Source organism: Burkholderia sp. Bp9004 (assembly GCF_003858025.1).
GTDB lineage: Bacteria > Pseudomonadota > Gammaproteobacteria > Burkholderiales > Burkholderiaceae > Burkholderia > Burkholderia diffusa.
Map to the genome: position 1 here is coordinate 15,680 of NZ_QTQD01000014.1, position 13,468 is coordinate 29,147.

A 13,468-nucleotide genomic window follows, 5' to 3' on the forward strand; every position below is an offset into this window, starting at 1 on the left:
GTTGTGTCCGCGTTACGCGGATACGTCGACCCATTCGTACGCGTCGGGCGTACCGAGCAACGCGCTGAGAAGTCGGTAGTTCATTTCGTGGGTAGGGCGATGCGCGATGACGCGCCCGAGCAGCGGTGAGCCCGCGAGCGCCAGATCGCCGACGAGATCGAGCACGCGGTGACGCACGAATTCGTCGGGCGCGCGCAGTCCGCCGATCACGTGATTGCCGATGATCGACGCCGTGCAGGACGGCCTCGCGCCGCGCAGGATCGGCGTGCCCGTCAGGTAGCCGACCGCGATCGCCGGCACGGCCCACTTGATCCGCCCGTACGAACGCGACGACGAAATCTCGCTGGCGAACGTCCCCGGCGTGAGCTCGCCGTCCCACTGCATGTCGCCGAACCCCTTGAGATCGTCGCGCACGCTGAATTCGTATCGCTCGGCGGGCTCGACGCGCAATTCGCGCCGTGACGCGCCCTCGCCGTCGGCCACGCTCACCGGCTTCAGCACCCGGAGAAAGCGCTTCGAACGCTGCAATTCGGCACGGCCGCCGGCCGTGATCGCGTCGATCCACGGCCGCGCACTACCATCGAGAATCGGCACTTCTTCCGCATCGAGTTCGACGATCGCGTGATCGATCTCGCAGGTCAGCAGCGATGCAAGCAGGTGCTCGACCGTACGCACGCCCATGCCGTCGTCGGCACGCAGCATCGTGCAGAGCGGCTGCGCGCGACGCACCGCCGGACCGGCGGCAAGCATCCCCAGTTGATGATCGCCGCGCATGCGGCGAAACACGATCCCGTGCCGTTCGTCCGACGGCGTCGCGGGCAGGATCCGCACCTGGACCCGGCGTCCGGTGTGCAGACCATGTCCGGTCATCGTCACCGGCCGGGCGACCGTGCCTTCGTTGGCCTGCCATCCCTGCGGTGCTTTCACCCGGCATGAACCGGCGTCGACTTGCATGTTGCTGCCCCCTGGTTTTTTTCGTGATCCTGACGACGTGCGAGCGTCGCCCGCGCCTCATCGCCCAATGCATGCCGCGCGACCAGCACTTGCGCCAGTTCGTCCACGGCCGCGGCCTTCTGGTCGCCGCTACGCTCACCGAGCAACTCGACGATGCGCTTGGCCAGCGTATGCACCGTCGCGCCTTCCGCGATCGCCATGATCGACAGCTTGACGCCGAAGGTCTCCTCGACGGCCATGCCGAGCTCCATGCCCATCAGCGAGTCCATCCCGAGATCGAGGACCGACCGGCCTGCATCGACGCGCTCCGGCGACATATGCAGAATCCGCGCGATCTGGCCGCGCAGCACGGTCTCGACGAGCGCGACTGCCTCGGCCGGCGGCAACGTACGCAATTGCTCCAGCAGCACGCGATCGTCGCTCGACGTTTCGGCCGTGCCACCCGTGTGCAACGCCGTGTAACGCTGAGCGTGCGCGGCCGGCATGCCGCGCGAAATGGCACCCCAGTCGAGGCGCACGACGGCTTCGCCGGCGGTCCCTTGGGCAAGCGCGCGTTCGAGCGCGGCCATCGCTTCGTCCGACGTGATCGACGCACCGCCGATCCGCGACTGCAACGCCTCGCGCGTGCCGGCGTTGCGCGCCAGGAAGCCGACGTCCTCGATCGGCCCCCACGCCATGAACATGGCCGGCTGGCCGGCCGCGCGACGATGCGCGACCAGCGCCTCGAGGAAGCCGTTGGCGGCGACGTACGCACCCTGCCCCGGGTTGCCGAGAAAGGTCGTCGCCGACGAATACACGACGAAGAAATCGAGCGTGCACCGCTGCGTCGCGCGATGCAGGTTCCATGCGCCCGCCACCTTCGGTTCGAGCACGGCCGCGAAGCGCGCGTCGTCGACGTTGCGCAGCAGCCCGTCGTCGATCTGCATCGCCGAATGCAGCACGCCCTTGAGCGGCGTTCCGCGACGCTCGATCTTGTCGACGAGGCCGTCGAGCGCCGTGGCGTCGGTCACGTCGCATCGCGCGACCGACACGTCAGCGCCGAGCATGTCCCGCCAGCGGTCGGCTTCCGCCTGCATTGCCGCGCCCAGCGCGCCGCCGCGACTCGCGAGCGTCAAGTGCCGCGCGCCGCGCTCGATCATCCAGCGCGCGGTCGCGAAGCCGAGCCCGCCGGTGCCACCGACGATCAGGTACGCCGCGTGCGGGTCGAATCGCAGCGCCGGCACCGCAACACCACGCGTCGGCGCCGGAGTGCCTGACGGATAGGTGACCAGCACCTTGCCGATCTGGCGTGCCTGCTGCATGTAGCGGAATGCTTCCTCCGCACGTGCGGCCGGGAATGCGCGGTATGGCAACGGATGCAGCACGCCCGCGGAGAACAGGTTCATCACATCCTCAAACAGTCGTGCCGTCAGCGACGGCAGCACGCCCATCAGTTGATCCGCGTCGATGCCGAAATAGCTGATGTTGTTGCGGAACGGCCGCAGGCCGATCTGGCTATTCTCGTAGAAGTCGCGCTTGCCGAGTTCGAGGAAGCGGCCGAACGGACGCAGCGTATCGATGCTACGCACCATCGCTTCGCCCGCGAGCGAGTTGAGCACGATGTCGACGCCTTCGCCGTGCGTGCGCGCACGGATCTCGTCGGCGAACGCGAGGCTGCGCGAATCGAACACGCGGTCGACGCCGAGCAGGCGAATGAATTCGCGCTTCTCGTCGCTGCCGGCAGTGGCGAAGACTTCCGCGCCGAGATGGCGCGCGATCTGGATCGCCGCGATGCCGACCCCACCCGCGCCACCGTGCACGAGCACGCGCTCTCCGCGTCGCAGTCGCGCCAGTTCGCACAACGCGTAGTACGCGGTGAAGAACGTCGTCGGAACCGTGGCGGCCTCCTCGAACGACATCGTGTCGGGCTTGTGTGCGATCGCGGTCGCGCGCGTGACGACGCGTGTCGCGAACGATGCCGGCGCGAAACCCAGCACCGCGTCGCCCGGTGCAAACCCTTCGACGTCGGCGCCGACCCGCGCGACACGTCCCGACATTTCCATGCCGATCGTCGCGCCCGCGAAGCCCGTCTCGACGGCTTCGTCGGACAGCAGCCCCATCGCGTACATCACGTCGCGGAAATTGAGCCCCGTCGCCATCGGCTCGATCTCGACCTCGCCGGCGGCGAGATCGCGTGCCGGCATCGCGAACCATTCGAGGTTGCGCAACGAACCCGGCATGTCGAATGCGAGCCGCGCGCCCGACCGGCCCGATGCGCTTGACAGCGCGCCGTCACGCTCGGCCGCCTGCGTGGCCGGCAACATGCGCGACACGTAGCGGCCCTGCGGCGCCAGCAGCACTTCCTCCTCGCCATCGTCACCAAGCAGCGCCATCGCAAGCTGCGATGCCGGTTGTTCGACGGTGCGATCGACGTCGATCAACCGGAGCGGCAGCGTCGGATACTCGTTCGCGATCACGCGGCCGAGACCCCACAACGTTCCATGCTCGGGGTGTGACGACGTGCCTGCGGCAAACGGCGCACCACCACGCGTCACGGCACACAGTCGCCCGCGCTCCGTCGCGCCGGCTGCATCGAGATCGCGCACGATCGATGCCAGCGCGAGCGCGCCACCGCGCTGCGCGCGCATCATGGCCGCACCGTCGGCGGTGTCGAGCGATGCAAGCGGCGCCACGAACACGACATGCGCCGGATGCCCGGCCGGCTGACACGCCGACCATGCCGCGGCGTCACGCACCGCTGCCGACTCGACACGGCAACCCAGCCGCTCGAGCTCGCCCGACAGGGCGATGCCGAACGCGTCGACATCGTCCTGCACGATCAGCCAGTGCGCGCCGTCACTCTGCGCCATGCGACGCGCTCGATCCTCGTCCCGCGATGCGCCGGCCGCTTGCTCGCGGGCAGCGGGCTTGCGCGCGACGACGAACGTCGGCGTGCCCTCGAGATCGAGGCCTTGTTCGGTATCACGCACCACGTCGACCAGCCCGGCGCGTTCGCACATCGACTCGATCGCGGCTGGCGCCAGCGCACCGCACGCGCCGGCGGCGCCCGCGCCACTGGCCGTGCCGAACACGATGTCGGAGAATCGACTGCGGCGCGCATCGGCAATGACGACGAGCCCGCCGGGCGCGAGCCGTCCGGCGATCGCCGTCAGCGCGGCGAGCGGATCCGGATGATCGCCCAGCATCCGGTTGACGATCACGACGTCGAACGGCGTCGTATCGCGGCATTGCGAGAACAGCGGCGCGTCGGTCGCGAACGCCAGCGTCCGCACGTGCGCGTGCGCTTGCGCATCGAATCCGGCGAGCTGCTGCGGCGTACCCGCCAGCAGGTATTCGCAGCGATCGGCCGGCACGTCCACGTCGAGCGGTTGCAGCACGTCGCCGCTCGCGGCACCGAACTCCAGTACACGCAAGCGGCGTGCGTCCGGCCACGCCGCGACGGACTGCGTCACGCAGGCGGCGAGCAGCGCGCGCGCATGCGCCCAGGTCGGCGATGCATCGAAGAACTGTTCGACCAGACTGCGCCCGGTCGACGACAGCAGCGCGCCCCCGGGCGACGCATCGCGCAGCACGCGCGGCAGCGCCGCGCCGACGTGTGCCAGCAACGTCAGTTCGGCGACATGGGCCGGCGATGCCGCCAGCACGTCGCGCCACAGCGCGTCACGCGCGGGCATCGCCGCGCAGGCTTCGTCATCGCGAACCAGACGATCGCCTTCGAAGCGCGCCAGCCCGTCCTCGACGACGATTTCCGCCAGTCGCGCGACCTGTTGCGGATGCGTGTTCGTCAGCAGCGCCGGCTGGGCGAACGCGCCGAGCGCATCCAGCGCACCGAGCGCATGCAGACCGGCAAGCACGTCGAGCAGCGGCAGCATTTCGGTCAGATGCTTCGTGCGGCGCTCGAGGTCCTCACGCGCCGCGACGTGCGCATTCGCACGCTCGACGAGCACGCCCGGCGGCGGCAACGCGTCGGCCGTGTAACCGGCCGGCAGCGGCCGCGCTTCGAGCACGTAGGCAAAGCGCGCGGGCGCGCCGTGACAGCGCCCGGCGAGATCGACGCGGCGGAAGCGGCACGCGGAAAGGCGCGCGACGATCTTGCCGTTTGCATCGATGAATTCGAACGACGCGAGGATGGAATGCGGGCTGCGGCGATGAATGCGCGCCAGCACGCGACGAATCGCTTCGCCGCTCAGGAAATCGACACGACCGATCTGCACGGGGACAAACGCCGACTGCGCATCGTTCGGCGTGGCACCGGCCTGCGCCAGCACCGCGAACAGCGGATGGAAGCCGCTGTCCATCAGGGCGGGATGCAGCAGATAGTCCGACCGCGCACGCGCATCGGCAAGGACCGACGGCACATCGAGCTCGGCAAGCGCGTCGTCGCCCGACACGCGCAGCGACCGCACCCACCGGAACGCCGGCCCGTAGCTCAGGCCGATTGCCATCGTGCCCGCATACAGTGCATCGCCGGACAGCGCCGGACGCGACTGCAGACGGGTGACGACGGACGCATCCGGCGTGCTGTACGCATCGAGCGTATTGCCGCTTTCGAGCAGGCGCCCCGTCACGTTCAGGTTCCATGGGCCGTCCGACATCCGGTCGCGAGTTTCGATCGTGAACGACGCGGTGCGCACGTCGATCGCGAACCGGAACAGCTTCGCATGCTGCGGCTGGAACACGACCGGCATGCGGATCTCGACGTTCTCGATGGCCACATCCGGTGTGCCGAAGAACGTGCGCGCCGCCGCGAGTGCCATCTCGACGTAACCGGCGCCCGGAAACGCGATGCCACCGTCGACCACGTGATCGGCGAGCATCGGCACGCGCTGCGGATCGAGCTGATTCTCCCAGGCGAACGCATGCTCGTGCAGACGATAGCCGAGCAGCGGATGATCGACGCGACGATTCACGAGCCCGTAGCCCTCGACACTCGGCACGAGCCAGTAACGCTCGCGCTGCCACGGATAAGTCGGCAGCGCGGCGTGCGGGACATCGGGAACGAGACGGTCGAGATCGACACGCGCCCCCTGCGCGACCGCCGACAGGAACGAATGGGCGAGCATTTCCGCACTATCGTGCTGACGCTTGAGCGTCGGCACGACGACGCCCGGCGCGACGCGTGCGGCAAGCGTCTGCTTCACGTAAGTGCGCAGGATCGAATGCGGGGCGATCTCGACGAACACGCGCACGCGATCGTCGGCCAGGCGAGCAATTGCATCGCCGAAACGGACCGGCTCGCGAATGTTGCGCCACCAGTAATCCGCGTCGAGCGCGGTACCCGGCAACGTGTCGCCGGTGACCGTCGACACGAATCGCGTATGCGTATCGCGCGGCGCGAGATCGGCCAGCCCGTCGCGCACGACCGGCTCGATTACATCCATGCGGCTGCTGTGGAACGCATAGTCGAGGCCGAGCATCTGATAGAAATGGCCTGCGTCCGCGAGCGCCGCACCGATTGTTTCGAGCGCGGCTTGCGAACCTGCGAGCGTCACCGAGTCGGGGCTGTTGGTGCCCGCGATTTCAATGGCCGCAGCGAGATCGAGACGCGCGATCCAGTCGCGCGCCGCGGCTTCGCCGATGCCGGCCGCCGCCATCCTGCCCGCGCCGCGCGTCAGGCCCTGGGCACCGCTGCGAATCCTGATCACGCGCACGGCCTCGGCGAGCGTCAGCGCGCCCGACACCCAGGCCGCCGCGATCTCGCCGACACTGTGGCCGACCGCCGCGTCGAAGCGGATGCCGCGCGCGGTCAGCACACGCGTGATGCCGACCTGCATCGCGAACAGCAGCGGCTGCGCGTTCTCGGTCGCGGCGAGCCATTCGGCGTCGACACCCTCGCACATGACTTCGACGAGCGACGCGTTGCCGTCCGCGCGCCACAGCGCATCGACTTCGTCGAGCGCCGCGCGAAACACCGCATCCTCGGCATAGAGCCGCTTGCCCATCCCGGCCCATTGACAGCCGTTGCCCGCGTAGACGAACGCGACGGGCGCATCGCCTTCGATGGCCTGCCCCTGCACGGCGCATGCCGGCAGCCCGCGCTCCGACGGCTCCGCGAGTGCGGCCAGCGCAGCCAAGCCTTCTTCGTGATCCGCCGGCGCGACGACCGCGCGATGCTCGAGCCATTGACGACGCCGTGCGGCGGCGGCCGCGAGTGCGGCCCAGTCGGCACCCGACTGCAGGCGCGCGAGATGGCGTGCGGCAACGGCTGCCAGCGCGGCCGGCGACCGTGCGGTGAGGACGAGCGGCGGTAACGCAGCATCGATCCTTGCCGCCGACTGCGCGACTGGCGCCGGCGCCGGCGCCGCCGCTTCGGTGACGACGACGTGTGCATTCGTGCCGCCAAAGCCGAACGAATTGATGCCGATGGTCAGCGGTGCATCGCCGCGCTCGAGCGGCGTGAACCGATCGACCACCCGCAAGCGGCCGCCTTCGAAATCGATATTGGGGTTGGGCGTGTCGAAATGCAGCGAACGCGGCACCGCGCGGTGCTTCAGGCACAGCACGGCCTTCAGCAGACCGGCCATGCCCGATGCCGTTTCGAGGTGTCCGATATTGGTCTTGACCGAACCGATCAGCAGCGGATCGGATTCCGGCCGGCCGCCCGACACTGCATCGATCAACGCACGCGCCTCGATCGGATCGCCGACCGCCGTGCCCGTGCCGTGCGCCTCGAGATACGCGAGCGTGCGCGGATCGATGCCTGCGCGCCGGTACACGGCGCGCAGCAGGTCCGCTTGCGTCGCTGCTGCCGGCACGTTGATGCCGCCGTGCGAATGACCATCCGAATTCACGCCCGATCCTGCGATGACCGCGTGGATCGTATCGCCGTCGGCCAACGCCTGGTCGAGCGTCTTGAGCAGCACGAACGCACCGCCTTCGGCGCGCACGTAGCCGTCGCCGGTCGCGTCGAACGCGCGGCAGCGGCCGCGCGGCGACAGCATCGATGCCTTCGAGAAACTGACGAATCCGAACGGATGCAGCAGCAGGTTGACCCCGCCGGCAAGCGCCATCGCCGTCTCGCCGGACTGCAGCGCGCGGATCGCCTGATGAAGCGCGACGAGCGAGGACGAGCATGCGGTGTCGACCGACATGCTCGGGCCGCGCAGGTCGAACAGGTAGGACACGCGGTTCGACGCGATGCTGAGCGTGTTGCCGGTTGCCGAATACGGATCGATCGTGTTCATGTCGTCCATATTGCGGTTGCCGTAATCCATGCCCGCCACGCCGACAAACACGCCGCAGTCGCGGCCGCGCATCGCGGCCGGACGCACGCCGGCGTCTTCGAACGCCTCCCACGCGAGTTCGAGCAGCAGCCGCTGCTGCGGATCCATTTGCGCCGCCTCGCGCGGCGAGATGCCGAAGAATTCGGCGTCGAAGCCCGCGACGTTGTCGACGACGCCCGCGGCGAACGTGTAGCTCTTTCCCGGCTCCCGTTTCGACGGGTGCTGGTAGAACGCCGTGCCGAATCGATCCGGCGGAATGGCGGTCACGGCATCGCGTTCGTCACGCAGCAGGTTCCAGAAGTCGTCGGGTCCCTCAACCCCACCGGGAAAGCGGCAAGCCATCCCAACTATTGCAATTTTCTTTTCCATCATCACGCCGGCGTCTGCAGCATCCCGGTCGGCGAAGCGGCGCGTGTGCAATCGACGTGCACCATCGCGCGCTGTATCGCGGCACCGAGACTCTCGACGCGAACGTTTCGGTGCTCGCCGAAATCGTTCGCGAAGTTGCGCCAAATAAAGTAATCGCTATTGGTCGGTTCGGTTTCGAGCGCGTCGAACACCGAAGTCAGAGCAGGAACATGGTCGCCGTAAAAGCACAGCACGGTCGGCCGCTCCCGCTTGCGGAGATAATCAGTCAGCTTGCCGATCATGCGGTCGGCATTCTCGACGTGTCGAAGATAGGCGGTCAGGTCGCGCCAGCGCGCGTCGTCGCCGAGCGTATGCCGCGATTCGGATTCGCCCGGTCCGACCGGTTCGAGATGCAGCGGACCGTGGTTTTCCATCGTGATCGCAAACGCGAACACCGGCGCGTCGCCGTGCTCCTGGAGGGCCGCGATGATCGCATCGGCCACCGGGCCGTCTCCGACATACGGCCCGATTCGCGCCGCACCGCCGAAGTCCCGAATGTCGAGAAAGCGGTCGAAATGCATGAACCGGAATGCCCGGTTGCGCCCGAAGAAATCGGCGTGGTAAGGATGAATCGCGAGCGTGCGATATCCGCCTCGCTTGAACCAGCCCGCCAGCGACGCGCATGCGCGGCGCACATACATGTACGGGTAAAAGCGCGAATAGCCGAGCGATGCCGACGGCAATCCCGTCAGCATTGCGAATTCGCTGCGCATCGTGTTGGCGCCCCAGGCGGGAACGTCCAGGCTGCCCTGCGTGAATGCCTCGCGGCGGGCGCGGTCGAGATTTGCGTACGGCTCCGACGAAACGCATGCGCCAAGACGACGCGCGTCGAAATAGGATTCGCTCTGGATGACGATCACGTCCGGCGTGCTGTCCGGACGGCCGCGGGAGAATGGCCCGGCGTCGACCGCGCGAAAGAACGCACTGCGCTCCGCACGCCGCAGCCCGTTGACGAGATAAGCGACGAATGCCGCGAAGAAACCCGTCCGACGCTGGTCCGCCATCGGGTCGAGCGTCAGCGGCATGCGACGCGACAGCGCGACACAGACCGGCACGCAAGCGACCGCGGCCAATGCGGCGGCGCCACGCGCCAGCATGCCGGCTGGTTGTTCGAGCAGAAAACCGATCGTCGCGACCGCCACGGCGGCAACGATGCCTAGCACCTTGCCCGCACTCAGAAACGGCAGATAAAGACGCGGATGGGCGAAAACCTGGCTGAACAGGCTCAAGTCCGTAAAGACGAAGGGCTCGCGCAGGGATTCGTATTTTGCGTTGCTGATGACGGCCAGCAACGCGATCAGCACGAGGGCGACGGATGCCGAGAAAAGCGGCCGGGCCGTCACGGCGAAAGTCGCGCTCGCCACGATCGCGAACGCGCAGACATGCAGTGCGATCGCCGCCGGCGAACGGGTGAGCGACGCGCGCGGATACGCGATGACCTCTACGAGAAACGAGAGTGCGGCTGCGGCAGCCGCGAACGCGAATCCGGGCAGCACGTCACGCCTTCCCGCGCGGGAGATAGGACAGACGACCGAGAATGGCATCCGCCAGCGTGGCCGGCAGCAGGCGCAGCAACTTGATGCCGAGGGCAAGACTGAACGGAAAGGCAATTTCCACGCGGCGTCGCGCGAGGCGCTTCTTGATGTACCCGGCAGCCTTGTCCGCACTCCACATGAACGGTTTGCTGCCCGGGAAGACGTCGCTCATCGCCGTGCGGACAAAGCCCGGCATCACGACCGACAGGCCGATGCCCTCGCGTGCGAGGATCGGGCGCACGGAATCGCAGTAGGCGACCAGCGCCGCCTTGCTCGCGCAGTAGGCGGGCGAGATGGCCATGCCCCGCAATGCGGCGAGCGAACTGACGACCGCGATCTGCCCGCACCGGCGCATGCGCATCCGGTCGATGGCCGGCAGCACCGCATGCAACGCGCCGTACAAGTTGGTATCGACGACGTCGGCGGTGCGCGCCATATGCTCCCAGTCGTCGGCGGACTGCAGCGTGCTGGCCACGCCCGCATTCGCAATCATCAATTCGATTGGATACCGCGTATCGAAATCGATCATCCAGTCCTGGACGGCGGCCGAGTCGCGCACGTCCATGCAGCCGATCACGACGCGGGCGCCGCGCGCACGGCATTCCGCGGCGACGGATTCCAGCCGCGCCGAATTTCTGCCGATCAACCCCAGCGTGGTATCGGGCGCGGCATAACTCAATGCCAGCGCACGTCCAAGCCCGGCACTGCTGCCGGTTATCACGATTGCTCGCGGCCCGCTTGCGCTCACCTGCCCTCCCCGGTTGCGAATATTGCTGCTTGCCATCGTTTTAAACAGACTTTGTTTTTCAGCGATGTCTGGTTATCGATCTTCAAGCGCCAAGCGCTGCCTGATATTTCGATCAAGCAGCAGGCAACATTTTCGATTTATTGCGTTCGATTATTTCGTATGATTTGACCACGCCCGCAACACGCGACGCATTGGCATGGCACATCGACGTAACGATGTACGACCACCCGAATCAGGGTTGCGAAAAAGTGTGCGGGCCATGCAGCGGAACGACACCGCATGGAAATTTGCGCGGCGCGAAAGGTTGCTGGCCACAAACTTACAACACGCCGACGGGATCATACATCAATATTAATATCCGCGTAATACCTTGCACGTTACGATCGCTTACACAACACATACTCTCGGCGATCGGGACCATGCAAAAGACGAAACTCGCATTGTTTGCAATCGTCAGATGCCGGTCTCACGCCGATCCGCGAAGTGCGAGAATCGGGAAAAACTGCCGGATCATGCACGCGGCTGTCCGGCACCGGTCCATACACACGACGTTTCAGTCGCATCGATTACCGATGCTTGCATCACCGCCTGACCGACTTCATGCGGCAACCCTGCAAGCCGTTGTTAAAGTTTCCCGGTTACTTGTCAGACATGAATCTCCGACTTGGCGGGTTCGATGAGAGACTGTCTGGTGGCATTCTGCCCCGTCCAATTGGGACGTACAGAATTCCTCGAATGTTCTTTGCAAATCTTGATGATCCTTCGACTCGCTTGATTCGCCGAGTCATGTATGCAGATCGTCAGGGGCGCCTCCAGATCGGTACCAGACCGGGGAAGCGAGCGAAGCCAGGCGGCCACGCCATCGGCAAAAAATGAACGCACTGCCCCGATTCGATCGAGCGAACCCAGCCGGGTAATGCTCGAGGGCCTGCGGCATTCGTCGTACGAAATCGTTCGTTAGTTTGCGCTCCCTCATCGTGCAAACATCCGTGTTTCTTTCGATGCTGACAATCGCTTTACGCGGATCGTATGCGAGAAAGGGAGGCGCCCTCAACGAATCGGCATTCCGTGCCCGTCATTCGGGTCGATTGGACGGCGCTCACGCTGAAATCACGATTGCACACGGACACGATGCTCTTGCCACGACCAATAGAGAACCATTCCGAAGCCGACGCAAACCGTTACGTTGAGCGGAATCAGAATATAGTTCTTTTTCTGAATCGCCAGCAAAACCGTCATGAGTGAATAGGCGAACGTGGCGATTTCCCCGGCCAGCAGAACTGCATTGATGCGCGGCATCGTCGAGCGATAGGCTTCCCTGCCTTTTGGCGTGCGATGAAAACCGCTATACACGCCGAAAACCGCTCGCACGCCCCCCGCGAAGTAATACCAGGCCATCGGCAAAAACATCGCGATATAAAGGTAGGTCTCCCATACCGCTTTCAGAACACTCGGCTTGTCGTCGAATCTCGCGCCCTTGCGCGAACCGAACGCATTCGCAAGCGCCCAGACCGCCACCAGAACGAAAAAGACGAATGCGCCGAGATGAATCCCCTCGCCGTCGAAATGCACCAGGCAAGTCAACGGCATGCTGAGCAGAATCAGCACGTAGATCGAAGCCAGCAGCACGGACGAGAACATCACCGAGATCGCGTGCATCCGCTTCATCAGCGGCATGCTTTGCGACAGCATCTGTCCGACATGCTTGAACCCGCTGTGGATCAGGCCGCGCCCCCAGCGTTCCCGTTGAATGCGAAACGCGCTGATGGTCTCCGGCAGCACCGACATGGAAACGACTTCTCGCATATACGCGTATTTCCATTCGCCGAACTGCGCGCGATAGCCCAGGTCCACGTCTTCGGTGACGGTCGACGCATTCCAGCCGCCCAGCGCATCGACGCACTCCTTGCGCCACACACACGAGCTGCCGCTCAGCGAAGCCATGTCGCCGTCCTCGCTCAGCCCCACCGTCACGTACTGCTGGTGGCCCATTTCCATGGCCTGGAAGCGTGTCAGGAACGACGCGTCGCGATTCTCGTAGCCGATGCCGGTCTGAAGGAAGCCGAGCTTCGGATCGGTGAAGCACGGGATGGTCTTCAGCAGGAAGTCGGCGGGCGGCACGAAGTCCGCATCGAAGATCGCAAAGAACTCGCCGGACGACTGCTGGATGCCGTTTACCAGGTTGCCGGCCTTGTAGCCCGTTCGCGACTCACGCTTGATGAGCCGGATGTCGATTCCGTCGGCGGCGTAGCGATCGACTTTCGCCCGCGCGAGCTTCGTCGTCGCATCCGACGAATCGTCGAGCACCAGGATCTCGATCTCGTCGGGCGGATAGGTCAGGCGGCAGGCCGCGTCGATCAGCCGCTCGACCATCTCGGACTCGTTGCGGATCGGCAGCAGCACGCTGACCCGGGGATGAAACCCGTCTTCGGAGATCCCGACGGGCTGCGCCAGATCGGTCAGCTTGCGCCGTTCGACCTTGCGGGAAATCAGCAGCACGCGCAATTCGAGCAGCACGTACAGCGCGAAATAGAGCACCACCAGCAGGAAAACCAACTGGGCAGCGTAGGAAAGCAGCGCGAGCATCGTGACCGCTTCCC

The 13,468-nt window shown here is 66.0% G+C and carries 5 protein-coding genes; all 5 read right to left on the minus strand.

Translation table 11 applies throughout. From position 1 onward, the window contains the following. Window positions 1-12 precede the first annotated feature (12 nt). On the minus strand, window positions 13-927 hold the full coding sequence (locus DIE08_RS17005; RefSeq protein ID WP_124625043.1) for a UDP-3-O-acyl N-acetylglycosamine deacetylase: 915 nt from the start codon (window positions 925-927) through the stop codon (window positions 13-15). Continuing rightward, window positions 924-8,546: a type I polyketide synthase gene (locus DIE08_RS17010; protein WP_124902608.1), complete on the minus strand. Its 7,623-nt coding sequence runs from the start codon at window positions 8,544-8,546 to the stop codon at window positions 924-926. Before DIE08_RS17010 ends, DIE08_RS17005 begins: the two co-directional genes overlap by 4 nt. A gap of 2 nt (window positions 8,547-8,548) precedes the next feature. After that, the gene (locus DIE08_RS17015) at window positions 8,549-10,081 is read right to left on the minus strand and encodes an LTA synthase family protein (RefSeq protein ID WP_260436537.1); all 1,533 of its coding nucleotides are present in this window, start codon (window positions 10,079-10,081) and stop codon (window positions 8,549-8,551) included. 1 nt (window position 10,082) lies between these two features. Continuing rightward, a complete protein-coding gene (locus DIE08_RS17020) occupies window positions 10,083-10,904 on the minus strand; it encodes an SDR family oxidoreductase (protein WP_239007367.1) in 822 nt (273 codons plus the stop codon). A 1,074-nt stretch (window positions 10,905-11,978) separates the two neighbouring features. Further along, window positions 11,979-13,454 (minus strand): glycosyltransferase, encoded by a 1,476-nt coding sequence (locus DIE08_RS17025; RefSeq protein ID WP_124902612.1) that lies wholly within the window; start codon window positions 13,452-13,454, stop codon window positions 11,979-11,981. Window positions 13,455-13,468: the final 14 nt, after the last annotated feature.

Excerpts from the sequence above, each read along its gene's own strand:
- DIE08_RS17010 (WP_124902608.1), bottom strand. The coding sequence starts at position 8,546 with ATGGAAAAGAAAATTGCAATAGTTGGGATGGCTTGCCGCTTTCCCGGT.
- DIE08_RS17020 (WP_239007367.1), bottom strand. The coding sequence starts at position 10,904 with ATGGCAAGCAGCAATATTCGCAACCGGGGAGGGCAGGTGAGCGCAAGC.
- DIE08_RS17025 (WP_124902612.1), bottom strand. The coding sequence starts at position 13,454 with ATGCTCGCGCTGCTTTCCTACGCTGCCCAGTTGGTTTTCCTGCTGGTG.